Raw genomic sequence first — 23360 nt, 5'->3', positions numbered from 1 at the left:
AACATGGCAGAAGCAAAACAAACCCTGCTCAAGGTCAGTGGCCTGAAGGTGGCCTACGGCGGCATCCAGGCCGTCAAGGGCGTCAGCTTCGAGGTGCGCGAGGGCGAACTGGTGTCGCTGATCGGCGCCAACGGTGCCGGCAAGACGACGACGCTGAAGGCCGTCACGGGCCTGCAGCCCGTGGCCGCCGGCGAGGTGACCTACCTGGGCGAGTCCATCAAGGGCAAGGGCGCCTGGGACCTGGCCAAGAAGGGTCTGGTGATGGTGCCCGAGGGCCGTGGCACGTTCACGCGCATGACCATCACCGAGAACCTGCAGATGGGCGCCTACAACCGCAAGGATGGCGAGATCGAGGCGGACATCGACAAGGTCTTCGCGCTGTTCCCGCGCCTGAAGGAGCGCGCCAAGCAGCTGGCCGGCACGATGTCCGGCGGCGAGCAGCAGATGCTGGCCATGGGCCGTGCGCTGATGGCCCGCCCCAAGGTGCTGCTGCTGGACGAGCCGTCCATGGGCCTGTCGCCCATCATGGTGGACAAGATCTTCGAGGTCGTGAACGACATCCACCAGCAGGGCGTGACCGTGCTGCTCGTCGAGCAGAACGCCAGCCGTGCGCTGGAGCTGGCCAACCGTGGCTATGTGATGGAGTCGGGCGAAGTGACGATGGACGGCGAAGGCCACGCGCTGCTCAATGACCCGAAGGTGCGGGCCGCCTATCTCGGCGAGTGAGCGCACTGCGCACCACAAAAAAGCGCCCGGCACTGCCGGGCGTTTTGCTTGGTGGCGTCAACGCTCAGACGACGGTCACGTCCGTCACGCCGGCCGCCACGCGCACGCGCCTGACGCTGGCCACCGGTGTGGCCGGCGCCACGCCGCCTGCCTGGCGGGCGACCTTCTTGAAGTCGCACAGCAGTTCGGTCTTGCTGAGCGACACGACCGCGTAGCCCTGCGCGTCGCTGTCGACGTGCTTGATCCACGGGTTGTTGACCGGCGGCGCGACGGCCGTCGTCGAGTCGGCGAACGGGTTCAACCGCTTGACGATCTCGGCCGCCGGCACGGACCCGGCCGGGATGCCCAGCGCGGTGGCCAGCTTGCCGCGGATCAGGCCGTACAGCGTCATCGCCGCGACCGACTTGCTCGCCGCCGCCAGGCCGGCGATGGTGCTGGCGACGATGCTGCCCATGGTGCCGGCCTGGGTCTCGTCGAAGGTGTTGATGACGGCAGTCGACAGGCCTGCGGTGGCGCGCGTCGCGGCGGCGGGGATCAACCCGCCGGTGACGGCGGCAGTCACGGCGGCCGTGACGGCCGCGGTGTTGGTCAGGTCCGTCACGCCGGCGCCGATCGCAATGGCCGCGCTCAGCATCTGGATGGCGATGGCCTCGGCCTCGGCCTCGCTGGTGGCTACCAGCGGCTTCAGCGGTGCGAAGGCCGGCTGCGTCGCCGCGCCGTAGAAATAGCTGAAGTTGGAGTTGCTGGACACGCCGGCGGTGACGAGGTCCACCATCGCGGGCACCGGCGTCGCGGCGTCGTAGTCGGCCATGACGACGCCGGCGTAGAACGCGTGGATGTCGCCCGTGACGGCCACGACGTTCTTCACGCCCTTGCTCAGCAGCTGCCCCATCAGGTATTTGCGCTCGGCGTTGAAGCCGTCCCACTGGTCGGCGTTCAGCACGAACTTCGTCTTGAACGCAGCAGGCGCTGCGGGGATCTTGGCGCCATCGATGCCCATGCGCAGCAGCGACACCTCGTTGCCCCACACCTTCCACAGCGCGGAGGACGTGGTCATCGTCTGCGCCCACCACTGGCGCTGCGCGCCGCCCAGCACGCTGACGAGGGCCAGCGGGTCGGGCAGCGTGGCGCCGGCAGTCAGCTTTGCGGTCTCGACCGACGACAGCGTCGCCTGCGGCACCATGTAGCGCGCGCCGATGCTGCCCACCTGGCCGCCGGTCAGCGGGTTGGGCGCCGCCTCGGGGATCAGGTGGTCGGCGCGGTACAGGCGCTCGTCGGTCATGACGAGGTGCATCAGCTTGCCGAACTTCAGGTCGCGGTAGATGCGGATGCCGGTGATGCCCTGGCCGGGGTCCAGCGTGAAGCTGATGTCGGCCGGCATGTTCTCGAACCAGGCCTGGTTGGCGGACAGGCGGCGCGAGGTCTGCACCGTGTTGTCGCCCACCTGCGTGGTCGCGTTGAACGTGCCGTTGTCGTAGGTGCTGCGGTCGCCCCAGCAGTCGTCGCTGAACTCGTGGTCGTCCCAGATCGCGACGAAGGCGAAGCGCTCGTGCAGGTTCTGCAGCCGGCGGTCGGTGCGGTAGCGCTTGTAGAGGTAGCGGTAGTCGGCCAGCGTCGTCGCGTACTTGCCGCCGCCGCTGGGCAGCGCCGCGCCGTTGGGCAGCGCCAGCGCGGCATGCGCGCTCTCGACGCCGCCGGCCTGGTAGTCGGCGCCGACGGCCTCGTAGATGTAGTCGCCCAGGTGGACGACGAAGTCGATGTTCTCCTGCGCCAGCGCGTCCATGCCGGCCCAGTGGTTCACGCTCCAGTCCTGGCAGGAGATGAAGGCGAAGTTCAGTGCGCTGTTGTCGGCGTCGACGGCGGGTGCGGTCTTGAAGCGGCCGACGCGCGACGTGCTGCTGCCGGCGGTGAACTGGTAGTAGTAGACCGTGTTCGGCTGCAGGCCCGTGATGCGGTGGCGCAGCGTGTGGTCGTAGAACTCGTAGACGGGCACGTCGGCGCTGGCGTCGGCGGTGCCGGTCAGCGCGGTCGTCGTGCCCAGCAGCGCGGCATTGCCGGCCGCGGCGCTGATGGCCAGCCTGACGGTGAAGCTGCCGGCGCCGGTGGCGCTGGCCACGTCATCGGCCGACGTGGGCACCACGCGGGCCCACAGCACGGCGCCGTCGGGCTTGGGGTCTCCCGACGCGACCGACTGCGGGAACTTGTAGGCGCCCGACGCGGCCGAGGTGCTAGGCAGCGGCGTCGTGCTGCCGGGGAAGGTGGCGGGCAGCGGGCCCACGGGCGTGCCCGCGTCGCCACCGCCGCCGCAGCCGACGAGGCTGGACAGCGCGGTGGAGGTGGTGATCAGCGCACCGGCTTGCGCGGCGCTGCGGCGGAGAAAACTGCGGCGATCCATGGCGGTCTCTCCCTCAGTACTTGACGTTGAACTGGACACCGAAGATGGTGGCCTTGGTGGTGTAGTTGCCGCGCGCGGTGGCGTACGAGCAGTTGCAGGGCGTCTCGCCCTCGGCGTCATCGGTCGCGTTCATGGCCGCGTCCTTCAGCTTCACATGGCCGAAGGAGAAGTCGACGCTGGCGGTGTCGCTGAACGCCCAGTTGGCGCCCAGCGCCAGCCAGGTGCGGTGCGCGTCCGGCAGCGCGGGACTGCGCGTGCTGGACGGCACGGGTGACAGGTCTTTGCTGTAGCCGGTGCGCAGCAGCAGTTGCGGCAGCGCCTTCCACTGCGCGCCGATGGACACCTTGGTGCTGTCCTTCCAGTGCTCGGGCGTGATGGAGTCGGGCGAGGTGCTGGCGAAATCGATGCGCAGCTGCTTCAGGCGCGAGTCGCGCGTCCAGCCCACGTCGGCCATGACGGCGATGGTAGGCGTCAGCTGGTGGAAGCCATGCAGCGACAGCGACTCCGGCGTGCGGATGGACAGGCTGGCGTCGGAGTCGTTGTGGTCCAGCGTCGAGGCGCTGTACGGCGCGCCGGTGACGGCGGCCAGCACGTTGGCGGGCAGCGTGCCCGGCTGCGTCCAGTCGGCGCTGCCGGTGAGCTTGTGGCTGACGCTGCTGCGGTAGCTCGCGCCGATGCGCGTGCCAGCCATGGGCTCCCACAGCAGCGCGAGGTTGAAGCCCAGCCCCCAGTCCTTGCCCTTGATGGCGACCGAGCCGTCGAACGTCGGGTTGCCGAACACCTGCGCGGCCTGCTGCTGCAGCTGCAGCGCCAGCGCCGGCGCGCCGCCGGCCGCGGCCTGTTGCGCGGCAGCCAGCAGGCCCTTGGCGTAGGCCGAGCCGTAGGGCACCGCGCGGCGCAGCTTGCCTTCCATGTACTGCAGGTTCACGCCGCCGGCGAGCGACAGCTCGGGCGACAGCTTCCACGCGACGTTGGGGTTCAGCGAGAAGGACTTCAGCTCCACCTTCTGCAGGTTGTAGCGGCCGCCCCAGTCGGGCCGGTAGTCCAGCTTGGTGCCCCAGGGCACGAAGAACGCGACGCCGTAGGCCAGGTTGTCCGACGCGCGGTACGTGGCGTACAGGTGCGGCACGATGGCCGGCTTCGTGAAGTCCACCGTGTCGCCCACGGTGGCGGTGGCGCGCGGCTGCAGGCCGGAGCCGGGCAGCGCGATGGTGGAGCCCTGGTCGGTGAAGCGGGCCTTGGCGTCCAGGTAGTCGATGACGCCGGACACGTTCCAGCCCGACAGCCGCGTGATGCCCGCCGGGTTGGCGAACAGCGTGCTGGCATCGGCCGCCTCGGCGGCGTTGGCGTTGGCGGTGCCTTCGGCGGCGGCGCTCTGCGTGCCGAAGCGGTAGCCCGCGGCCTGCGCCGTGAAGGCCAGCGGCAGCAGCGCGATGGCGGCCAGCAGCGGACGCAGCGCACCCGCGGTGCGGTTGTTTCTTGTCATGGATTTGTCTCCGTAATCGTGCGTAACCGGCGCATTTTGCGCAGCGTCGATGTCACGCCGAGGACAAGACAAACCCTGGACTGGAGAGAGCTCTCTAGAGTGGGCCGGGCGCCACCGCCCGGCCCGTGGCGGCGCTTACGGCGCCGGGCGGACGAGCTTGGCGCGGGCCCAGTCGTCGGCCACGCGGGCGGGCGTGGAGTCGGCCTTCTGCACGCGTTGCAGCAGCTCTTCCACGCGCTCGGCGATCTTGCTGACCTCGGCCATCACGGCCGCCTCTTCGCCTTCGCCGCGGTACTCGCGCGCCACGCTGATGATGCCGCCGGCGTTCACCAGGTAGTCGGGCAGATAGCAGATGCCGCGGGCCTGCAGCGCGTCGCCATCGGCGGCCGTGGCGAGCTGGTTGTTGGCCGCGCCGGCAATCAAGCGGGCACGCACGGCGGGCACGGTCTGCTCGTTCAGCGATGCGCCCAGAGCGCAGGGCGCCAGCACGTCGACGTCGGCGGCCAGGATCTCGCCCACATGCACGGCCGTCGCACTGAAACGTTCCACGGCGCGCTGCACCTTGGCCGCGTCCACGTCGGCCACCACCAGCCGGGCGCCGGCCTGGTGCAGGAACTCGGCCAGGTGCCAGCCCACCGCGCCCAGGCCCTGCAGCGCGACGCGAACGCCGTCCAGCGACTCACGACCCAGCACGAGGCGCGCGCCGGCCTGGATGGACACGAACACGCCCCAGGCCGTCTTGGGGCTGGGGTCGCCGCCGAACGCGCCGTCGCGCGGGATGCCGCTGACGAAGGGCGTGACGGCCTGCAGGCCGCGCATGTCGGCGGTCGTCGTGCCGACGTCCTCGGCGGTGATGTAGGCGCCGTTCAGCGACTGCACGGCGCGGCCGAAGGCGGCGAAGAGGGCAGGGCGGTCGAAGTCGCCCTGCGGCTTCAGGATGACGGCCTTGCCGCCGCCGAAGGGCAGGTCGGCCAGCGCGTTCTTCAGGCTCATGCCTTGCGACAGGCGCAGCGCGTCGTTGAGCGCGGCGGCTTCGGAGTCGTAGTGCCACAGGCGGCAGCCGCCGAAGGCAGGGCCGCGCGCAGTGCTGTGCACGGCCAGGATGGCCTTGAGGCCGGTGGCCGGGTCGGTGGCCAGCAGCACGCGCTCGTGGGCGGCCTGGTCGGGCAGGCCGAAGAGGGAAGAGGGGGTCATGACGGTCAGGCGCTTTTGGCGCGGCAGTGAAAGGAGAACGGCCACGCTTTTGGCGTGGCCGCTGCCATTCTATGAACCCTCAGAACTTCAGCAGCAGGCGGCCTTCGTAGCGGCCCGACGCGACCGCCGGCTGGCCGGCCGGGCCGGTCAGGTCGGCGGCCTGGCCCTTGGCGCCCATGGCGGGAATCGCGTGCAGGAAGCCGAGGTCGCTGGCCGGGAACTCGACGCTGGTGGTCGGGAAGTCCGCCAGCCGCGCGCCCAGCTGCAGGAAGGGCGCGCCCTCGTTGACGATGAGCACGTCGCCCGCCGCCGACGGCAGCCGCAGCCAGCGCGGGTCGGCGAAGTAGCCGCCGGGGGCCAGGTCGTGCACACCCGGCACCGGCCCGCGCAGGCGGTTCTGCCACACCGGCTGCGGCCCGCGCGCCAGCGCGCGGACGGGGCTGGCGTCGGCCTGCGGGCGGTCGAAGCCGATGCCGTGGTACAGCACCGGGCCCTGCAGCGGGTAGCCGTAGTCCAGCACCAGCACGCCGTCGTCGCGCAGCGTCCAGCGCAGGCGTTCCAGGCTGCCAGCGCCGGGGGCGTCCAGCCACGCGCCGTGGGCGTCGCTGCCCGTCGTCACGGCGACCGGCAGCGTCGGCACCGTGAAGCGCTCGGCCTCGAACGCGAGCTTCACGGCCATCACCATGGGCGTGCGCCGCACGCCGCTCAGCCGCGTCACGCGCAGCGCCTTCACGGGTTGCGGCGGGAAGAGGTAGGTCTGCCCGTCGCGCGCCACGCGGGCGCCGTCGTAGACGGTCTGCCAGCGCTGCCCGTCGGGCGACAGCTCCAGCCGGAAGCCGGCCCAGCCGTCGGTCTCGGTGATGCCCAGATCGATGCTGGCGATGTTGGCCATCGTGGCGGTGGCGAACTCGTAGACGCCGTCGCCGCGGGCGGCCGGAGCCTGCCAGCCGGGCTCGGCGGCCGGCCTGGGCCGCGCGACGACCAGGCGCGGCCCGTTGGCCAGCGGCTGCACCTGGCCGCCGCGGGCCAGCTCCTGCAGCAGCCCGGTGCGGGCGTCGAAGCGGGCCGAGAACGCGCCGGCCTGCAGGCGGATGTCGTCGCCGTCGCGTGTGGCGGTGGGCGTGCCGGCGCGTGATGCGTCCAGCCGCACGACGGGCTGGCCGGGCCTGGCCCAGACCCACGTCCACAGCGCCTCGTCGCCGCGCGTCGCCGTCAGCCGCAGCGCGTCGGCGTGCTGCCAGGCCGCCGGCAGCGGCAGCGCCAGTTCGCCCGTGGCCTGCGGTGCGACGGCGGGGCCGGCCAGCTCACCCTGGGCCAGCACTGCGGCCTGCTGCGTGCGGTCGCTGGCGTCGGCGAACCGAATCCATTCCCAGCGCAGGCGCACGGCGCTCAGCGGTGTGAAGTCGAACGCGTTGTGCAGCTTCAGCACGCCATTGAACTGCGCGTCCAGCACCGGCGCGTCGATCTGCACTGGCGACCAGATGTCCTTCACCGTGAAGTAGCTGGGCTCCTTCTCGCCCCGCGGGCCGACGATGCCGTCGGGCGCGTAGCTGCCGAACAGGTCCAGCCGCCCGCCCTGGTCGGTGCGCGCGATGCCTTCGTCGGCCAGGTTCCACAGGAAGCCGCCGGCGCCGCGCGGCGAGGCCTTCATCGCGCGCCAGTAGTCGTCCAGCCCGGCGCCCAGGCCGCCGTCGAACAGGCCGTGCAGGAACTCGGTGGGCAGCACCAGCGTGGGCCCGGCCAGGCGGCGCTGCAGGTCGGGGTAGCGGGGGTAGTGCTTGGTGTCGATGCCGCCGAACGCTTCCCACGGGTGGATGACGGGCCGCGCCTGCGGGTCGTGGAGCGCGAAGTCGCCGTCCAGCTCGCGGTTCCAGCCGCCCTCGTTGCCGTTGCTCCAGAGCAGGATGCTGGGGTGGTTGACGTCGCGCTCCACCAGCTCGCGCACCAGCCTGCGGCCCACCTCGGTGCCGTGCGCCTTCTGCCAGCCGCTGAGCTCGTTGATGACGTACAGCCCCAGCTCGTCGGCGGCCTCCAGGAAGGCCTTCTCGGGCGCGTAGTGCGCCACGCGCATCGCGTTCATGTTCATGGACTTGATGAGGCGCGCGTCTTCATAGGCCTGCGCGCGCGACACGGCGCGGCCGGTGTCGGGGCGGAAGCTGTGGCGGTTGATGCCCTTGAGCATCAGGCGCTGTCCGTTGAGGAACAGGCCCTGGCCGGCGCGCACCTCGAAGGTCCGGAAACCGAAGCGCTCGGTGACCTGGTGCACGGCCCGGTCGCCTTCCATCAGCGTCAGCTGCAGCTGGTAGAGGTGCGGCGTCTCGGCCGTCCACAGCAGCGGCTGCGCGATGCGGCCTGCGACACGCACGCGGCCGGCGCCACCGGCGGGCAGCGCCACGCCGAAGGGCGCGCCCACCGGGGCGCCGTCGCGCGTGGCGACCTGCGCGACGACGCGTGTCACCGTGCGCGGCGCGCGCAGCGTCACGTCAGCCGTGAGCTCGCCGCTGGCCTGCGCGTGGATGGCCACATGCGCGATGGACTGCGGCGGTGACGCCTCCAGCCACACGGGCCGGTAGATGCCGCCGAACACCCAGTAGTCGCCGTGGCGCTCGGCGATGTCGGTGGCCGCGTCGGCCGAGGCCTCGCTGACCTGCACCTCGAGGTTGTTGTCCTCGCCGGGCTTGAGCCAGCGCGTCACGTCGTGGCTGAAGCGGTTGAAGCCGCCCTGGTGCACGGGGCCGACGACGTGGCCGTTGAGCTTCACGAGCGTGTCGGTCATCACCGCGTCGAACACGACGCGCACCGTGCGGCCCTGCCAATCGGCCGGCACGGCGAAGCGGTGGCGGTAGGTGCCGGTGTCGGCGGCGCGCGGGCCCTTGTCGTAACCGTACTGGTAGTGGCCGAAGCCGTGCTGCTGCCAGTTGGACGGCACCTTGATGCGCGCCGCCTCTGCGGCCCGCATGCCGCCGTCGATGCGGAAGTCCCAGTCCACCGCGTCGTCCGGCCCCGTGCCGGACAGCATCAAGGTCTGCGTGGTGGGCGCGGGCTGCGCGCCGGCCGGCAGCATGGCCAGCGCGCAGGCCAGCAGCAGCCCGGCCCGCAGTTCGCGGGCGAGTCGTCGAAGTTCCACAAGGGCTCCCGGTGCCGGCGGGCTTCCTGCCTGCCGGTGCCGGGGATGCTAGGCGCGAGCCGCCCGCGTTCCGGTCAAGAAGGCGAGCGTTGAGGCGCCCGCGCGGCCCGCTCAGGGGCCCTGGAAGCCGTCGCGGCGCAGCGTCAGCACCAGCGTGTCGCGCCAGCCGCGCTCGCCGGGCGTCACCGGCTGGATGGGCGTGGTCTCGTGGATGACACGCTCGTCGTCCAGCAGCAGCAGCGTCCATGGCTGCGTCAGCGTGAAGCGCTGGCCGGCCGGGCCGTGGGCCTGGAACACGCGCGACTCGCCGCCCTTGATCTCGTGCCGGCCCACGAGCAGCACGGCCACCAGGTCCACGCCGTCGCGGTGCGCCCCCTCGGGCGTGGGTCGGCCGATGCCGTCGCTGGTGTCGATGCGGAACGGATGCGCCTCGATGAACCAGGGCTGCTCGCCCTTCAGCGCCGACGCCGTGCGCGCCAGGCCCAGCAGCAGCGCTGTCCAGGCCGGCGAGGCCACCATCTCCTGCGCCAGCGGCACATACCAGCGCTGGATGCCGCCGTGCAGCGCGTTGTAGTCCAGCGGCTGCCAGTGGGCGCGGTGGGGCTGCAGCGTCAGCGTGTCACCGTCGGCGACGAAGCAGCCGTGGCGGCGGAAGCGGTAGCGGCCGCCGTCCTTCAGATAGCCGTCGGGCGGCAGGTCGTCCCAGCAAGGCTTGAGGGCGTCCAGCTCGGCGGCGGACACGCCCAGCGTGCCCAGCGCCTGCGGCGCGAGCACCACCTCGCCCTCACGTTTCAGCGCGCCGACGAGGTCGGCGGGGTCGGTCCACGGTGGTTCGAACATCTAGTGCTTGTCCGCTTCTGACGTGAACGCGTCGGCGTAGAACTCGCCGTCCGGCAACTGGCATTGCGCGACGAAATCCTTGTGCGCGGAGTCCACCATGATGGGCGCGCCGCAGGCGTAGACCTGGTGGCCGGACAGGTCCGGCAGGTCCTGCATGACGGCCTGGTGGACGAAGCCGGTGCGGCCCGCCCAGCCCGCGTCGGGCTCGGACAGCACCGGCACGTAGCTCAGCGTGGGCCACTCGGCAGCCTGCTGGGCCACCCAGTCGCTCAGGTACAGGTCGGCCTGCTTGCGGGCGCCCCAGTACAGCACCATGGGGCGCGTGGAGCCGATGTGGCGCGCGCGCTCGATGATGGCCTTGATCGGCGCGAAGCCCGTGCCGCTGGCCAGCAGCACGATGGGCTTGGTCGCATCCTCACGCAGGAAGAAGCTGCCGAACGGCCCTTCCATGCGCAGGATGTCCTTCTCCTTCAGCGCGCCGAACACGTGGTCTGTGAACTTGCCGCCGGGCATGTGGCGGATGTGCAGCTCGATCTGGCCGGGCAGCGAATGCGGCGCGTTGGCCATCGAGTAGCTGCGGCGCGCGCCGTCGCGCAGGATGAACTCGACGTACTGGCCGGCGCGGAACTGGAAGTTCTGGTTGGCAGCCAGCTGCATCGTCAGCACGGCGACATCGGGCGCGGGGCGCGTCATCGCGGCCACGCGCGTGGGCAGTTTCAGCACCGGGAACTCGCCGGCGCCGGGCACCGTGCGGGCTTCGATCGTGCAGTCGGTCTGCGGGTGCGCGCAGCAGGTCAGCACGAAGCCGGCGGCTTCCTCCTCGGCCGACAGCGCCTTGGACTGGTGGTTGCCATGGATGACGGCGCCTTCCAGCAGCTTGCTCTTGCAGGAGCCGCAGGCGCCGTCCTTGCAGCCGTAGGGCAGGCCCACGCCGTTGCGGATGGCGGCGGCGAGCAGGGTGTCGTCGCCGTCGGTGGTGTAGACGCGGCCGGCGGGCTGGATGGTGATCTGATGGGGCATGGGCTCGAGAAAGCAAGCGGCCCCGCGCACAAGTCCGGGGCCGTAGACTGCCCGCCATTTTGCCCGACCAGGACATGACCCCCACGCTCACGCCGTTCGCTGCCCCCCGAGGGGGCGCGTCAGCGGTTTCGGGCGGCCGGGCACCGCTGACATGACCCCCCGACTCCTCATCATTGGCTGCGGCGACGTGGGTTTGCGCGTCGTCAAGCAGCTGGCTGGCCGCTGGCGCGTGGCCGCGCTGACGTCCAGCCCTGCCCGCGCCGCGCCGCTGCGGGCGGCCGGCGTGGCGCCGCTGCTCGGCGACCTGGACGAGCCCGCCACGCTGGGCCGCCTGGCTGGCCTGGCCGACCTCGTGCTGCACCTGGCGCCACCCGCCCGCGACGGCAGCACCGACGAACGCACCCGACATCTGCTCGCCGCGCTGGCGCGCCGCCCGCCGCGGGTGCTGGTGTACGGCAGCACCACGGGCGTCTATGGCGACTGCGGCGGCGCGCTCATCGACGAGACGCGGGCGCTGAACCCGATGACGGATCGGGCCGCCCGCCGCGTCGATGCCGAGGCGCAGCTGCGTGCTTTCGGCCGCCGCCACGGCACGCGCGTGAGCCTGCTGCGCATCCCCGGCATCTACGCGCCCCACCGCGAGGGCGGCCACCCGCGCGAGCGGCTGGCACGCGGCACGCCGGTGCTGCGGCGCGAGGACGATGTGTTCACCAACCACATCCACGCCGATGACCTGGCCCGTGCCTGCGTGCTGGCGCTGCTGCGCGGCCAGGCGCAGCGTGCCGTCAACGTCTGCGACGACAGCCAGCTGCTGATGGGCGACTACTTCGACCTCGCCGCCGACCTGTCGGGGCTGCCGCGCCCCGAGCGCATCACCCGAGCCGAAGCGGCCGAGCGCCTGGGAGCTATGGCACTGAGCTTCTGGAGCGAGTCACGCCGCATTGCCAACGACCGGCTCAAGCGCGAGCTGCGGCTGGCGCTGCGCCACCCGACGCCGGCCGACGGGCTTTAACGGCGGCGCGGCGAGCGCCAGTGGCGGATCAGCAGCCACGCGCCCAGCATGCCACCCAGGTGGGCGAAGTGGGCGATGCCGTTGCTGCTGCCGATGCCGCTGACCAGCTCGATCAGCCCGAAGATGGCGACGAAGTACTTCGTCTTCATCGGGATGGGCGGGAAGATGGGCTCGACCACGCGCTCGGCAAAGAACACGCCGTAGGCCAGCAGCAACCCGAAGGTGGCGCCCGAGGCGCCCACGACGCGGGTCGGCGTGAACACCATGTTGAACACCATGTGGGCAATCGCCGCCGTGAACACGCTGGCCAGCAGCAGCAACGCGAAGCGCTTGCCGCCCAGCACCCGCTCCAGCTCGATGCCGAACATCCAGATGCCCAGCATGTTGAAGAACAGATGCTGGAAGTTGGCGTGCAGCAGGCCGTAGCTGAGGATCTGCCAGGGCTGGAACATGCCCGACTCGACGGGCCAGAGCTCCAGCGCCGGTTCGAACTGCGGGAACAGGACCAGGAAGCAGAACATGCCCACGCAGGCGAGCATGAAGGCTTTGGTGACGGGGGGGAGGATGGGCATGAATCGCGGCGGTGCGCCGGGGAGGCGCTTGCACTGGCGGTGGTGCCGTGCTTGCCGATCGAGTTTATGCCACCGAATTCGAGCGCTGTTTCGTCTGGTGCCTCGGGCCGGACTCGAACCGGCACACCTTGCGGCGGGGGATTTTGAGTCCCCTGCGTCTACCGATTTCGCCACCGAGGCCCGTCGGAAACTTCGCTCTCGCCGTTGCAGCGAGGGGTCGCATTATGCACTCGGCAAGGCTCGGGCTTTGAGGGCGCTGCACAATCGGCCGCCATGAACTATCCGACCCTCGAAGACGTCATCGGCAAGACGCCCCTCGTGCGCCTGCAGCGGCTGCCCGGCGCCGATGCGCGCGGCAACGTGATCCTGGCCAAGCTGGAGGGCAACAACCCGGCCGGCTCCGTGAAGGACCGCCCGGCCATCAGCATGATCCGGCGGGCCGAGGAGCGCGGCGAGATCAAGCCCGGCGACACGCTGATCGAGGCCACGTCCGGCAACACCGGCATCGCGCTGGCGATGGCTGCCGCCATCCGTGGCTATCGCATGGTGCTCATCATGCCGGAGGACCTGTCCATCGAGCGCGCGCAGACGATGAAGGCGTTTGGTGCCGAACTCATCCTGACGCCCAAGACCGGCGGCATGGAGTACGCCCGCGACCTGGCCGAGCAGATGGCCCGCGAAGGCAAGGGCCGCGTGCTGGACCAGTTTGCCAACGCCGACAACCCGCGCGTGCACTACGAGACCACCGGCCCCGAGCTGTGGGCCGACACGGGCGGGCGCATCACGCACTTCGTCAGCGCGATGGGCACGACCGGCACCATCACCGGCACGTCGCGCTTCCTGAAGGAGAAGAACGCTGCCGTGCGCATCGTCGGCGCGCAGCCGGCCGAGGGCTCGCGCATCCCCGGCATCCGCAAATGGCCCGAGGCCTACCTGCCCAAGATCTACGACCCCACCGGCGTGGACGAACTGGTGCTGGTGAGCCAGAACGACGCCGAGGACATGGCGCGCCGCCTGGCTCGCGAGGAAGGCCTGTTCGCCGGCATCTCGGCGGCGGGCGCCTGCTGGGTGGCGCTGCAGATCGCCAAGCAGGTCGAGAACGCGACCATCGCGTTCATCGTCTGCGACCGCGGGGACCGCTACCTGTCGACGGGCGTGTTTCCTGCGTGAAGGCGCCCACCTACTGTTCCGACTGCGCGACGCCGCTGGCGGCGATCACGCTGGCCGAGGACGGCGGCGACAAGACGCGGCTGCGCTGCCCGGCCTGCGGCTGGACGCACTGGAACAACCCGACGCCGGTGCTGGCCGCCGTCATCGAATGCGTTGACCGCGACGGTCAGGTGCTGCTGGCCCGCAATGCCGCATGGCCGGGGCGCTTTTTCGGCCTCATCACCGGCTTCATGGAGGCCGGCGAGACGCCCGAGGAGGGCATCCGCCGCGAGATCGCCGAAGAGACCTCGCTGCAGGTCGACAGCCTGCGGCTGCTGGGCGTCTGGGACTTCCAGCGCATGAACCAGATCATCATTGCGTACCACGCGGCTGCGCGTGGCGAGATCCGGCTGTCGCCCGAGTTGGTGGAGTACAAGCTGATCGCGCCGGAGCAGGTGCTTTGCTGGCCGCAGGGCACGGGCCAGGCGCTGGCGACCTGGCTGCGGTCCAAGGGCATTGAGCCGCAGTGGATGGACCTCAAGCGAGAATGAGCACCATGGACGTTCAACGCGAGATCGACACCCGGGGCCTGAACTGCCCGCTGCCCATCCTGAAGGCCAAGAAGGCGCTGGCCGAGATGCACAGCGGCGAGCTGCTGAAGGTCGTTGCGACCGACCCCGGTTCCATGCGCGACTTCCAGGCCTTCGCCCGCCAGACGGGCAATGAACTCGTCCAGCAGGAAACCGCAGGTTCGGAGTTCATCCACGTCCTGCGGCGTCGCTGATCAGCGGACGCGCCTGCGTCAGGCCCGCGCCCGACCGGGCCGGCCCGCAAAGTCTCAGAGATCGAGGCCCTGCAGGAATTCCTTGAAGCCCGGGCCCAGCTGGGCGTGGGCCAGCGCGAGTTCGACGTTGGCCTGCAGGAAACCTTCCTTGCTGCCGCAGTCGTAGCGCTTGCCTTCGTAGCGGTAGGCGAACACCTTCTCGCGGCGCAGCAGGCCGGCGATGCCGTCGGTCAACTGGATCTCGCCGCCCACGCCGCGCGGCTGGTTGGCGATCTCGTGGAAGACGCCGGGCGTCAGGATGTAGCGGCCGGCCACACCCAGGCGCGACGGCGCATCTTCCGGCGCGGGCTTCTCGACGATGCGGTTCACGTCCATCAGGTTGTTGTTGACCTGCGTGCCGGCCACGATGCCGTAGCGGCGCGTGTGCTCGGCCGGCACTTCCTGCACGGCCAGGATGGACGCGCGCCAGTCGGCGAATTGCTCCACCATCTGCTTCAGGATGCCGCGGCCGGGCTGCGGGCCCACCATCAGGTCGTCGGCCAGCAGCACGGCGAAGGGCTCGTTGCCCACCAGGCGCTGGCCGCACAGCACGGCGTGGCCCAGGCCCAGTGCCTGCGCCTGGCGCACGTAGATGCACTCCATGTCGTTGGGCTTGACGCTGCGCACGACGTCCAGCAGCTCCTGCTTGCCGGCGTTCTCCAGCGCGACCTCCAGCTCGAAGGTCATGTCGAAATGGTCTTCGATGGGGCGCTTGTGGCGGCCGGTGACGAAGATCATCTCGCGCACGCCGGCCTCGTAGGCTTCCTCGACCGCGTACTGGATCAGCGGCTTGTCGACGACCGGCAGCATCTCCTTGGGCTGGGCCTTGGTGGCCGGCAGGAAGCGCGTGCCCAGCCCGGCGACCGGGAAGATGGCTTTGGTGATCGGCGAACGGGGCGAGGAGGCCATGGGTAAACTGGGTTGGACAAGGGCGGGATGATTTTGTCACGCGGCATGTGACGGTTTTGACCCTTGAGTTGGGCACAAAGAACAATGACCGTCCTGATCCTGGAACCGCTGGAAGCCGATGTCGTGCAATGGCTGGGCGAGCGGCATGACGCGCGTTTCGCGCCCGAGCTGGTGGGCGATTTCGAGGGGCTGGTGGAGGCCTTGCAACACGCGCGCGCGCTGGTGGCGCCGCCAGACGTTCGCATCGACGCCGACGTGCTGCGCGCCGCGCCGCAGCTGCGCGCCATCGGCCGCGCCAGTGGTGGCGCCGACAACATCGACATGGAAGCCTGCCGCCGCGCCGGCGTGGACGTCGTGCGCTCGCAGGCCTCCACCGCGAGCGCCGAGGCCGAGTTCGCCATCGCCGCGCTGCTGAGCCTGTTGCGGCGCGTGCCGGTGGAGGGCAGCGACGGGCTGAAGGTGGGCCGCGAGCTGGGCTGCTCGACCGTGGGCGTGCTGGGCATGACGCCGGCCGCCCAGGTGCTGACGCAGCTGCTGCAGGCCTTCGGCACGCGCGTCATCGGCTACGACCCCGCCATCCACCCCAGCGACGCGACCTGGGCGCGCTGGGGCGTGGAGGCTGTAGGCCTGAGCACGCTGATGGAAGAGGCCGATGGGCTGGTGCTGCTGGTGCCTTACTTCGACCGCTATCGCGGCCTGGTGGGCGAGCGCCAGCTGGAGGGCGCGCGGCCGGGCCAGGTGCTGGTGTGTCTGAGCCAGTCGGGCATCGTGCACGAGGCGGCGCTGGCGCTGGCGCTGCGCAGCGGGCGGCTGAAGGCGGCCTGGTTCGACAGCCTGGAGCCGGGTTGGCTGGAGTCGGGCCGGCCGCTGCATGGCCTGGCCCAGCTGCAGGTCACGCCGCGGCTGGCGGGCACGACGCGCGAGTCCCGCGTTCGCGCCGCGTGGGCCGTGGCGCGCGGCATCGACGAGCTGCTGGCGCCGCGCTCGGGCAGCGCGAAGCCGCCGGCCAAGGCGGCGATCTATTACTGAGGCAGGCGGGCCAGCTGCTCGCGCAGGCGGGCCACGGTCTCCTTGAAGCCCGCCACGCGGGCGCGCTCCTGCTCGACGACGGCGGCCGGCGCACGGGCGACGAAGCTCTCGTTGGACAGCTTGGCCTCGGCCTTGGTGATCTCGCCTTCCAGCCGCGTGGCTTCCTTGGTCAGGCGGGCGCGCTCGGCTTCGACGTCGATCTCCACCTTCAGCGCCAGCTTGGCGGCGCCGTGCACCAGCACCGGCGACGTGGCGCTCTGCTTGGCGAACTCGGCGTCGTCAGCGATCAGCTCGACGGCGCTGAGCTTGGCCAGCACCTTCAGCACGGCGGCGGCTTCGCCGAGGAAGCTCAGGTCACCACCGACCAGCAGCGGCACGCGGTCGCTCGGGCTCAGCGCCATCTCGGCGCGCAGGCTGCGCGTCGTGCCGACAACGTCCTTCAGCTGGGCGATCCACGCATCGGCGGCCGGGTCGATGCGCTCGGGCTGGGCGACGGGGTAGGGTGCCTGGCCGATGTAGTCGACCGTCTTGCGGCCGGAGCCATCGGAGGCGCCGCCCTTGCGGCCGGCGATGGGGGCCACGGCCTGCCACAGCTCCTCGGTGATGAAGGGCGCGATCGGGTGCAGCAGGCGCAGCGTCGTTTCCAGCACGCGGATCAGCGTGCGGCGCGTGGCGCGCTGCTGGGCCTCGTCGCCGGTCTGGATCTGCACCTTGGCGATTTCCAGGTACCAGTCGCAGTACTCGTCCCAGACGAAGCTGTAGACGGCGTTGGCGACGTTGTCGAGGCGGTACTCGGCAAAGCCTTGTGCGGCGGCGGCTTCCACGCGCTGCAGCTCGTTGGTGATCCAGCGGTCGGCCTGCGAGAAGTTGTTGTAGCCGGGCGGGCAGCCGCCCTCGGCATGCACGAGGCCGCAGTCCTGGCCCTCGGTGTTCATCAGCACGAAGCGCGTCGCGTTCCAGAGCTTGTTGCAGAAGTTGCGGTAGCCCTCGCAGCGCTTGGTGTCGAAGTTGATGTTGCGGCCGAGGGACGCGTAGCTGGCCATCGTGAAGCGCAGCGCGTCGGCACCGTAGGCCGGCATGCCGTCAGGGAACTCCTTCTTCACGCGGGCGGCCACCTTGGGCGCCGTCTCGGGCTTGCGCAGGCCGACGGTGGACTTGGCGGTCAGCGTCTCCAGGTCGCAGCCCTGGATGAGGTCGACCGGGTCCAGCACGTTGCCTTCGGACTTGCTCATCTTCTGGCCCTGCGAGTCGCGCACCAGGCCGTGGATGTAGACGTCCTTGAACGGCACCTTGCCGGTGAAGTGCGTCGTCATCATGATCATCCGTGCGACCCAGAAGAAGATGATGTCGTAGCCGGTCACGAGCACCGACGACGGCAGGAACAGCTCCTGCTCCAGCGTCTTCTCGGGCCAGCCCAGCGTGGAGAACGGCACCAGTGCCGACGAGTACCAGGTGTCCAGCACGTCGGGGTCGCGGCTCAGCTCGCCGGTGTAGCCGGCGGCGGTGGCCTTGGTGCGGGCTTCTTCCTCGCTGCGCGCGACGAACAGTTCGCCGCCCGTGCCGTACCAGGCCGGGATCTGGTGGCCCCACCACAGCTGGCGCGAGATGCACCAGTCCTGCAGGTTGCCCATCCAGTGGTTGTAGGTGTTGACCCACTGCTCGGGATGGAACTTCACTGCGCCCGTGTCGACGGCATCGATCGCCTTCTGGGCAATGCTCTTGCCGTCAGCGCTGGGCTTGGTGACGGCGACGAACCACTGGTCGGTCAGCATCGGCTCGATGACCTGGCCGGTGCGTTCGCAGCGCGGCACCTGCAGCTTGTGCTTCTTGATCTCGACCATCAGGCCCAGCGCGTCCAGGTCGGCGACGATCTTCTTGCGGGCGACGAAACGGTCTAGCCCGCGGTAGGCCTCGGGGGCGTTGTCGTTGATCCGGGCCTGCAGGTCCAGCACCGAGATCATCGGCAGCTTGTGACGCTGGCCGACGGCGTAGTCGTTGGTGTCATGCGCCGGCGTGACCTTGACGACGCCGGTGCCGAACTCGCGGTCCACGTAGTCGTCGGCGATGACCGGGATCTCGCGGTCGGTCAGCGGCAGCTTCACGAGCTTGCCGATCAGCGCGGCGTAGCGCTCGTCCTCGGGGTGGACCATGACGGCCACGTCGCCCAGCATCGTTTCCGGGCGGGTCGTCGCGACGACCAGCGAACCCGAGCCGTCCGCCAGCGGATAGCGGATGTGCCACAGCGAACCGTCTTCCTCTTCGGACGCCACTTCCAGGTCCGACACGGCGGACTGCAGGATGGGGTCCCAGCTGACCAGGCGCTTGCCGCGGTAGATCAGGCCTTCCTCGAACAGGCGGACGAAGGTCTCGACGACGACGGTCGAGAGCTTCTCGTCCATCGTGAAGTACTCGTGGCCCCAGCTCACCGAGTCGCCCAGGCGGCGCATCTGGCTGGTGATGGTGTTGCCGGACTCTTGCTTCCAGTCCCACACGCGGGCGACGAAGTTCTTGCGGCCGAGATCGTGGCGGCTCTGGCCGGCGGCCTGCAGCTGGCGCTCGACGACGATCTGCGTCGCGATGCCGGCGTGGTCGGTGCCCGGTACCCAGAGCGTGTTGTCACCCTTCATGCGGTGGTAGCGGGTCAGCGAGTCCATCACCGTCTGGTTGAAGGCGTGGCCCATGTGCAGCGTGCCGGTCACGTTGGGCGGCGGCAGCTGGATGCTGAAGGAGGGCTTGGCCGGGTCCAGCGTCGGCGCATAGAGGCCGGCGGCTTCCCACTTGGGGCCCCAGTGGGCTTCCAGGGCGGCGGGTTCGAAGGACTTGGCAAGTTCGGTCATCGCGGCGTCGCCCGCTGTGAAGCTGGGGCGAAAAGAGGGCTTTTCGGGGGTCCGCGATTGTAGGGGCGGCCCCTGGGCCGTCGGTGCGCCGGCACCGGGGCGGCGGCTGGCCGCGTGGGGCGAAACAAAACGAAACCCGGCGATACCGCGCCGAGATGCACCGCGGCGCCCAAGCGGGAACCATGAGCGCCATCCTCACCACGGGCCTCGAGCGCCCCCGGAACACGCCATGAACTTCTTTCGACGCTGGCACGCGCACCACGAATTTCGCCATCACTTTGGCCACGGCCGTCACGGCCACGCTTTCGGCCGCGCTGCTGATGGCTTCGCCCATCTGCTGCTGGCCCGAGTCGGCGCCAGGCTGGACCTGGACGACGGCCAGCAGCGCCGCTTCGCCACGTGGATCGAGCAGCTCCAGCACCAGCGCGACGCGCTGAAGCGCCTGGTCGGCGGGCCCGAGCTGGCCAGCCTTTTCGCGCAGGAGCAGTTCGCCCGCGGCCCCGCGCAGCAGCTGTTCGACGCCAAGCTGGACGCGCTGCGCGCCGCGGGGCCGGGCGTCGTCGCCGCGTTCGGCGACTTCTTCGACTCGCTGGACGCCGAGCAGCAGCAGGCGCTGCGCTTCATGATGCGGCGCGTGGGCCGCCACTCGCGCGACGACGCATGATGGACGCGCATTGCGGCACCCAGCCGCGCGGCCGCTTCATGCCGCACATCGACCGCAACCGCTGCGAGGGCAAGGGCGAATGCCTGGCGGTCTGCCCGTTCAACGTGTTCACGCTGGGCAAGCTGCCGCCCGAGGACCGCCAGGACCTGAGCCTGTTCGGCCGGCTGCGCGGCATGGCCCACGGCTGGCAGCAGGCCTTCACGCCCAACGCGGCGGCCTGCGAGGCCTGCGGCCACTGCGTGATCGCCTGCCCGGAGCATGCGATCACGCTGGTGCGTGCCGTGCCCAAATAATCCGGCCCATGCATCGACTGCTGCTGATCGACGACGACGAGGCCCTGGCCGGCCCGCTGACGCAATACCTCGCCCGCTTCGACCTGCAGCTGGAGGCCGTCACGCGCCCCAGCGCGGCGTTGGCGCGGCTGGCCACCGAGCGCTTCGACGCGCTCATCCTCGACGGCATGCTGCCCGAGATGGACGGCTTCGAGTTCTGCAAGCGGCTGCGCGGCGGCAGCGATGCGTGGCGCGACATCCCCGTGCTGATGCTGACCGCGCGCGGTGACCTGACGGACCGCGTCGTGGGCCTGGAGCTGGGCGCCGACGACTACCTGCCCAAGCCCTTCGAACCCCGCGAGCTGGCGGCGCGGCTGCTGACCATCCTGCGCCGCACGCGCCTTGCGCCGCCGGCCGTGCCCGCGCAGCCGCCATCCCCCGGCAAGCTGTGCTTCGACGGCCTGGAGATCGACACGACGCGACGCGAAGTGCGCTGCGCGACAGGCCTCGTCGAGCTGACCGGTACCGAGTACGAATTGCTGCTGATGCTGGCCCGCGAGCCCGGCCGCGTGTTCTCGCGCGACGACATCCTGAACCGGCTGCGCGGCCAGGAGGCCGAGCTGTTCACGCGCGCCGTGGACATCCTCGTGAGCCGCCTGCGCCGCAAGCTGGAGCCGCTGGCAGCGCTGAAGACGCTGCGCAACGCCGGCTACTGCTTCGCGCTGCCGGAGCGGCTGTTGTGAGGCACCACCCCTACGACCACCGCTGGCGCGAGCGCTGGCAGCGCAAGAAGGCCAAGCGGCTGCAGCGCATGAGCCGCGACTGGGAGTACCGCTGGCGCGTGCGCCACCGCTGGCACCAGCGCTGGCACCGGCATCACCGGCATTTCAAGCATTCGCTGGGCGCGCGGCTCATCGCCGTGTTCATCGTGCTGGCCTTTGCCAGCAGCGTCATCCTGTGGTGCTCCGAGGACAGCGCCTCCGGGCTGCTGTGGGCGGTGCCGGCGCTGCTGCTCGTGACGGGCCTGGCCTTCGGCATGATCCGCCACATGGTGCAGCCGCTGCACGCGCTGGCGCTGGGTGCCGACGCCTTCCGGCGCGGCGAGTTCTCGCACCGCGTGCCGGTCATCCATGGCGACGAGATCGGCGACCTTGCGATGCGCTTCAACCAGATGGCCGCCGACATCCAGGCCATGCTGGATGGCAAGCGCGCGCTGCTGCTGGCCATCAGCCACGAGCTGCGCAGCCCGCTGACGCGGGCGCGGCTGCATGCCGAGCTGGTGGGCGAAGGCGCCTCGCGTGACGCGCTGCTGGACGAGCTGGCGCAGATGCGCGACCTCATCTCCGCGCTGCTGGAGAGCGAGCGGCTGGGCAGCGGGCACCGCGCGCTGCAGCTGTCGGACGTGGACCTGGCCGCGCTCGTGCAGGAGCACGCGCAGCCCGGCGTGGCGCTGCACATCGCGCCCGACCTGCCGACGCTGCAACTGGACCGGTTGCGCGTGGGCCTGTGCCTGCGCAACCTCGTGCAGAACGCCCTGCGCCACAACGATGCGGCGCGCGGCGAGGTGCAGCTGAGCCTGGCCCGTGACGGCGAGCGTGTGCGCCTGACGGTGCGCGACTTCGGCCCCGGCGTGCCGCCCGAGTCGCTGCCGCAGCTGGGCCAGCCGTTCTACCGGCCCGACGTGGCCCGCACGCGCCAGGAGGGCGGCGTGGGCCTGGGGCTGTGCCTGTGCCGCCTCGTGGCCGAGGCGCATGGCGGCCGGCTGGAGCTGCGCAACGTGGAGCCCGGTTTCGAGGCGTCCGTGCGCTTCAGCTAGGCGCCACGCGGTCGAACCACGGCTGTGCGGTCTCCAGCTCGGCGGCCAGCTGCAGCAGCAGGCCATCGCCGCCCGGCGCGGCGTTGAACTGCACGCCCAGCGGCAGGCCGTCGCTCGTCCAGTGCAGCGGCAGCGAGATGGCCGGCGTGCCGGTCAGGTTGGCGAGCTGCGTGAACGGCACGTGGCGCAGGCTGTCGGTGGCCATCTGGCGCACCACGCCGTCCAGCAGCCCCAGCCGCTTCAGCAGCCCCAGCAGGCCCGACGCGCGCAGCAGGTTCAGCACGGCCAGCTGGGCCGGCGGCGTGTCGCCGGTGCCGTGCGGCACGGGCGGGGACGCGAGCGTGGGCGTCAGGTAGACGTCGTAGCGCGCATGCAGCGCACCCAGCGCGCGGGCGTAGTCGTTCCAGCGCAGCAGCTCGGTGGTCAGCCGCTCGGCGCTGGTGGCGCGGCCCAGCGTGGCGATGAGGCGCGTCAACGGCTCGAAGTCGGCCTCGCGGCCGCCTTGCGCCGCGGTGCGGGCCAGCATCGCCGGCACCTGGCCGAAGTAGATGTGCAGATAGCTGTTGGCCAGCGCGCGGCCGTCCAGCTCGGGGCGCGCGGGTTCGACCGTGTGGCCCAGCCCTTTCAACAGGGCGACCGTTCGTTCGACGGCCAGCCGTGCCTCGTCGTGCACCGGCTCGCCGATGGGCGAGTCGGCGCACCACGCGATGCGCAGCCGGCGCGGCGGCGCGTTCAGCGGGTCCACGAAACGCGAGGCCGGCGGGGGCAGGGCGACGGCATCGCCGGGCTCGGGGCCGCTCAGCACGTCCAGCGCCAGCGCCGTGTCGCGCACGCTGCGCGAGATGACGCCTTCGCTGCAGGCGCCGAACCACACCTCGCCGGCCCCCGGGCCGACCGAGATGCGGCCGCGCGACGGCTTCAGGCCGACGAGGCCGCAGCAGGCCGCCGGGATGCGGATCGACCCGCCACCGTCGTTGCCCGCCGCCATCGGCACGACGCCGGCCGCCACGGCCGCGGCCGAGCCGCCGCTGCTGCCGCCGGGCGTGCGCGTGGCGTCCCAGGGGTTGCTGCTGCGGCCGAAGGCCAGCGGGTCGGTGACGCCCTTGAGGCCCAGCTCGGGCGCGTTGGTCTTGCCGAAGATGACGAGGCCGGCGTCCAGCAGCCGCCGCACGGCGTGCGCGTGCTCGCGCGGCGCCGGCCCGCGGGCCAGCGCGCGGCTGCCCCAGCTGGTGGGCACGCCGGCGTAGTCCTCGGCCACGTCCTTGATGAGCAGCGGCACGCCGGCCAGCGGGCCGGGGCCGACGCCGCGCGCGAGCTGGGCGCGGGCTTCGGCCTCCATCAGCCGGCAGACCGGGTTGAGTGCAGGTTGGACTTCGGCCAGCCGGGCAAGCGCCAGGTCTAGCAGGGTTTCGGCCTTGACGCGCCCGGCCGCCACCTCCGCGGCCAGTGAGGTCGCGTCATGCCGGCGGTAGGTGGCGAAGTCCATGCC

The 23360-nt window shown here is 71.0% G+C and carries 20 protein-coding genes and 1 tRNA gene; 10 read left to right on the top strand and 11 right to left on the bottom strand.

Annotated features, from left to right (window positions below; genetic code table 11):
• The first annotated feature begins 3 nt into the window (after positions 1-3).
• Complete coding sequence (locus AC1Q7O_RS05880) at positions 4-726, top strand: ABC transporter ATP-binding protein (RefSeq protein WP_492658127.1); 723 nt, start codon at positions 4-6, stop codon at positions 724-726.
• A gap of 64 nt (positions 727-790) precedes the next feature.
• On the opposite strand, the gene AC1Q7O_RS05875 is transcribed toward AC1Q7O_RS05880, so the two are convergent.
• From AC1Q7O_RS05875 to AC1Q7O_RS05850, 6 genes are all read right to left on the bottom strand, one after another.
• A complete protein-coding gene (locus AC1Q7O_RS05875; RefSeq protein ID WP_492658128.1) occupies positions 791-3121 on the bottom strand; it encodes an alkaline phosphatase D family protein in 2331 nt (776 codons plus the stop codon).
• A gap of 13 nt (positions 3122-3134) precedes the next feature.
• A complete protein-coding gene (locus AC1Q7O_RS05870) occupies positions 3135-4607 on the bottom strand; it encodes an OmpP1/FadL family transporter (RefSeq protein WP_492658129.1) in 1473 nt (490 codons plus the stop codon).
• 135 nt (positions 4608-4742) lie between these two features.
• A complete protein-coding gene (locus AC1Q7O_RS05865; protein WP_492658130.1) occupies positions 4743-5801 on the bottom strand; it encodes a Leu/Phe/Val dehydrogenase in 1059 nt (352 codons plus the stop codon).
• A 79-nt stretch (positions 5802-5880) separates the two neighbouring features.
• Positions 5881-8928: a glycoside hydrolase family 2 TIM barrel-domain containing protein gene (locus AC1Q7O_RS05860; RefSeq protein ID WP_492658131.1), complete on the bottom strand. Its 3048-nt coding sequence runs from the start codon at positions 8926-8928 to the stop codon at positions 5881-5883.
• 111 nt (positions 8929-9039) lie between these two features.
• Positions 9040-9768 (bottom strand): 2OG-Fe dioxygenase family protein, encoded by a 729-nt coding sequence (locus AC1Q7O_RS05855; RefSeq protein WP_492658132.1) that lies wholly within the window; start codon positions 9766-9768, stop codon positions 9040-9042.
• Positions 9769-10788, bottom strand: a complete 1020-nt coding sequence (locus AC1Q7O_RS05850; protein WP_492658133.1) for a CDP-6-deoxy-delta-3,4-glucoseen reductase — start codon at positions 10786-10788, stop codon at positions 9769-9771. It lies immediately after the preceding gene.
• A 151-nt stretch (positions 10789-10939) separates the two neighbouring features.
• On the opposite strand from AC1Q7O_RS05850, the gene AC1Q7O_RS05845 reads away from it, so the two are divergent.
• On the top strand, positions 10940-11800 hold the full coding sequence (locus AC1Q7O_RS05845) for an SDR family oxidoreductase (protein WP_492658134.1): 861 nt from the start codon (positions 10940-10942) through the stop codon (positions 11798-11800).
• On the opposite strand, the gene AC1Q7O_RS05840 is transcribed toward AC1Q7O_RS05845, so the two are convergent.
• The gene (locus AC1Q7O_RS05840) at positions 11797-12372 is read right to left on the bottom strand and encodes a rhomboid family intramembrane serine protease (RefSeq protein ID WP_492658135.1); all 576 of its coding nucleotides are present in this window, start codon (positions 12370-12372) and stop codon (positions 11797-11799) included. The genes AC1Q7O_RS05845 and AC1Q7O_RS05840 overlap by 4 nt on opposite strands.
• Positions 12373-12467: 95 nt before the next feature.
• Positions 12468-12552: transfer RNA gene (locus tag AC1Q7O_RS05835), tRNA-Leu, on the bottom strand.
• A 93-nt stretch (positions 12553-12645) separates the two neighbouring features.
• Here AC1Q7O_RS05835 and cysM point away from each other — a divergent pair.
• Genes cysM through AC1Q7O_RS05820 form a run of 3 tightly spaced genes read left to right on the top strand, consistent with a single transcriptional unit; the run spans position 12646 to position 14305 of the window.
• Entirely contained in the window at positions 12646-13542 is an 897-nt protein-coding gene (gene cysM / locus AC1Q7O_RS05830; RefSeq protein WP_492658136.1) for a cysteine synthase CysM, read from the top strand.
• Positions 13539-14072, top strand: coding sequence for an NUDIX domain-containing protein (locus AC1Q7O_RS05825; RefSeq protein WP_492658137.1), 534 nt, complete (start codon positions 13539-13541; stop codon positions 14070-14072). The genes cysM and AC1Q7O_RS05825 overlap by 4 nt, the downstream gene beginning before the upstream one ends.
• Positions 14073-14077: 5 nt before the next feature.
• The gene (locus AC1Q7O_RS05820; RefSeq protein WP_492658138.1) at positions 14078-14305 is read left to right on the top strand and encodes a sulfurtransferase TusA family protein; all 228 of its coding nucleotides are present in this window, start codon (positions 14078-14080) and stop codon (positions 14303-14305) included.
• 54 nt (positions 14306-14359) lie between these two features.
• On the opposite strand, the gene galU is transcribed toward AC1Q7O_RS05820, so the two are convergent.
• Positions 14360-15253, bottom strand: a complete 894-nt coding sequence (gene galU / locus AC1Q7O_RS05815) for a UTP--glucose-1-phosphate uridylyltransferase GalU (protein ID WP_492658139.1) — start codon at positions 15251-15253, stop codon at positions 14360-14362.
• A gap of 84 nt (positions 15254-15337) precedes the next feature.
• On the opposite strand from galU, the gene AC1Q7O_RS05810 reads away from it, so the two are divergent.
• Positions 15338-16282, top strand: a complete 945-nt coding sequence (locus AC1Q7O_RS05810; RefSeq protein WP_492658140.1) for an NAD(P)-dependent oxidoreductase — start codon at positions 15338-15340, stop codon at positions 16280-16282.
• On the opposite strand, the gene AC1Q7O_RS05805 is transcribed toward AC1Q7O_RS05810, so the two are convergent.
• Positions 16276-19119, bottom strand: coding sequence for a valine--tRNA ligase (locus AC1Q7O_RS05805; protein ID WP_492658141.1), 2844 nt, complete (start codon positions 19117-19119; stop codon positions 16276-16278). The two genes, AC1Q7O_RS05810 and AC1Q7O_RS05805, sit on opposite strands and share 7 nt — an antisense overlap.
• Positions 19120-19348: 229 nt before the next feature.
• Here AC1Q7O_RS05805 and AC1Q7O_RS05800 point away from each other — a divergent pair, with 229 nt between their 5' ends.
• From AC1Q7O_RS05800 to AC1Q7O_RS05785, 4 genes are read left to right on the top strand one after another with little or no spacing between them, the layout of a single operon-like run.
• A complete protein-coding gene (locus AC1Q7O_RS05800; RefSeq protein ID WP_492658142.1) occupies positions 19349-19783 on the top strand; it encodes a Spy/CpxP family protein refolding chaperone in 435 nt (144 codons plus the stop codon).
• Complete coding sequence (locus AC1Q7O_RS05795) at positions 19783-20076, top strand: ATP-binding protein (protein WP_492662672.1); 294 nt, start codon at positions 19783-19785, stop codon at positions 20074-20076. Before AC1Q7O_RS05800 ends, AC1Q7O_RS05795 begins: the two co-directional genes overlap by 1 nt.
• A gap of 8 nt (positions 20077-20084) precedes the next feature.
• Positions 20085-20798, top strand: coding sequence for a response regulator transcription factor (locus AC1Q7O_RS05790; RefSeq protein WP_492658144.1), 714 nt, complete (start codon positions 20085-20087; stop codon positions 20796-20798).
• Positions 20795-21871, top strand: a complete 1077-nt coding sequence (locus tag AC1Q7O_RS05785; protein WP_492658145.1) for a sensor histidine kinase — start codon at positions 20795-20797, stop codon at positions 21869-21871. Before AC1Q7O_RS05790 ends, AC1Q7O_RS05785 begins: the two co-directional genes overlap by 4 nt.
• Here AC1Q7O_RS05785 and AC1Q7O_RS05780 read toward each other — a convergent pair.
• Positions 21864-23357, bottom strand: coding sequence for an amidase (locus tag AC1Q7O_RS05780; protein ID WP_492658146.1), 1494 nt, complete (start codon positions 23355-23357; stop codon positions 21864-21866). The two genes, AC1Q7O_RS05785 and AC1Q7O_RS05780, sit on opposite strands and share 8 nt — an antisense overlap.
• Positions 23358-23360 lie beyond the last annotated feature (3 nt).

Source organism: Roseateles sp. GW823-FHT07B05, from assembly GCF_058794515.1.
Note: the sequence above shows the minus strand (reverse complement) of the source record. Positions and strands in the feature narration are given on the sequence as shown.

What these genes read in the sequence shown, in the direction of transcription:
- AC1Q7O_RS05845 (WP_492658134.1), top strand. Translation starts at nt 10,940, where the DNA reads ATGACCCCCCGACTCCTCATCATTGGCTGCGGCGACGTGGGTTTGCGC.
- AC1Q7O_RS05865 (WP_492658130.1), bottom strand. Translation starts at nt 5,801, where the DNA reads ATGACCCCCTCTTCCCTCTTCGGCCTGCCCGACCAGGCCGCCCACGAG.
- AC1Q7O_RS05880 (WP_492658127.1), top strand. Translation starts at nt 4, where the DNA reads ATGGCAGAAGCAAAACAAACCCTGCTCAAGGTCAGTGGCCTGAAGGTG.
- AC1Q7O_RS05840 (WP_492658135.1), bottom strand. Translation starts at nt 12,372, where the DNA reads ATGCCCATCCTCCCCCCCGTCACCAAAGCCTTCATGCTCGCCTGCGTG.
- AC1Q7O_RS05805 (WP_492658141.1), bottom strand. Translation starts at nt 19,119, where the DNA reads ATGACCGAACTTGCCAAGTCCTTCGAACCCGCCGCCCTGGAAGCCCAC.
- AC1Q7O_RS05795 (WP_492662672.1), top strand. Translation starts at nt 19,783, where the DNA reads ATGGACGCGCATTGCGGCACCCAGCCGCGCGGCCGCTTCATGCCGCAC.
- AC1Q7O_RS05850 (WP_492658133.1), bottom strand. Translation starts at nt 10,788, where the DNA reads ATGCCCCATCAGATCACCATCCAGCCCGCCGGCCGCGTCTACACCACC.
- cysM (WP_492658136.1), top strand. Translation starts at nt 12,646, where the DNA reads ATGAACTATCCGACCCTCGAAGACGTCATCGGCAAGACGCCCCTCGTG.
- AC1Q7O_RS05800 (WP_492658142.1), top strand. Translation starts at nt 19,349, where the DNA reads ATGAACTTCTTTCGACGCTGGCACGCGCACCACGAATTTCGCCATCAC.
- AC1Q7O_RS05870 (WP_492658129.1), bottom strand. Translation starts at nt 4,607, where the DNA reads ATGACAAGAAACAACCGCACCGCGGGTGCGCTGCGTCCGCTGCTGGCC.
- AC1Q7O_RS05780 (WP_492658146.1), bottom strand. Translation starts at nt 23,357, where the DNA reads ATGGACTTCGCCACCTACCGCCGGCATGACGCGACCTCACTGGCCGCG.
- AC1Q7O_RS05810 (WP_492658140.1), top strand. Translation starts at nt 15,338, where the DNA reads ATGACCGTCCTGATCCTGGAACCGCTGGAAGCCGATGTCGTGCAATGG.
- AC1Q7O_RS05875 (WP_492658128.1), bottom strand. Translation starts at nt 3,121, where the DNA reads ATGGATCGCCGCAGTTTTCTCCGCCGCAGCGCCGCGCAAGCCGGTGCG.
- AC1Q7O_RS05790 (WP_492658144.1), top strand. Translation starts at nt 20,085, where the DNA reads ATGCATCGACTGCTGCTGATCGACGACGACGAGGCCCTGGCCGGCCCG.
- AC1Q7O_RS05855 (WP_492658132.1), bottom strand. Translation starts at nt 9,768, where the DNA reads ATGTTCGAACCACCGTGGACCGACCCCGCCGACCTCGTCGGCGCGCTG.
- galU (WP_492658139.1), bottom strand. Translation starts at nt 15,253, where the DNA reads ATGGCCTCCTCGCCCCGTTCGCCGATCACCAAAGCCATCTTCCCGGTC.
- AC1Q7O_RS05820 (WP_492658138.1), top strand. Translation starts at nt 14,078, where the DNA reads ATGGACGTTCAACGCGAGATCGACACCCGGGGCCTGAACTGCCCGCTG.